This is a genomic window from Aminobacter sp. P4_D5 (genome assembly GCF_056401815.1).
Genome location: NZ_JBFUIP010000933.1, coordinates 1 through 627, shown reverse-complemented (window position 1 = coordinate 627; position 627 = coordinate 1). Strand labels below are relative to the sequence as shown.

Below are 627 nucleotides of genomic sequence, written 5' to 3'. Positions count from 1 at the left end.
CCTTTCACCTTGCCGGGCGAGCGCGTGGAAGCACGCCCGCTGGGCAAGGAGCGGGCCGCGCTCGTCGAGGTGATCGAGCCGAGCGCGGAGCGCGTGGACTGGCCGTGCCGCCACTTCACCATCTGCGGCGGCTGCACGCTGCAGCACTGGGACGAGCACCCCTACGCCGCCTGGAAGCGCGGGCGGCTGGCGGAGGCGCTGTCGCGCGCGGGCTACGAGGATCCGGATGTCGCCCCCATGGTGCCGACGCCCCGCTCCGTCCGCCAGCGCGCCGATTTCGGGCTGGAACGGCTCGCCGACGGCCGCATCGAGATCGGCTTCCACGAACGTGGCACCACCAACCTCGTGCCCATGCGCGAATGCCATGTGGTGCTGCCGAGCCTCGTCACACTGCTGCCGCGCCTGGCCGATGCGCTGCGCGGACTGAACGCGCTGCGGCGGCTGGGCTCGGCCGTGATCAACATGCTCGACAGCGGGCCGGACATCCTGCTGCGCACGGACATGCCGCTCTCCATGCAGGACCGGAAGCTGCTGGCCGCCTTCGCCGAGGCCGAGGACATTCCCCGCATCGGCTGGGAAGCCAAGGGCGGCGCCGAGGTCGCGGCGCAGATCCGCCCTGTCAGGCAC

General features: G+C 72.1%; 1 protein-coding gene. It reads left to right on the top strand.

Annotated features, from left to right (window positions below; translation table 11 throughout):
• Positions 1 to 627: class I SAM-dependent RNA methyltransferase (locus AC1DWF_RS35875; protein ID WP_476843215.1), on the top strand; the 627-nt coding region annotated here is incomplete at both ends.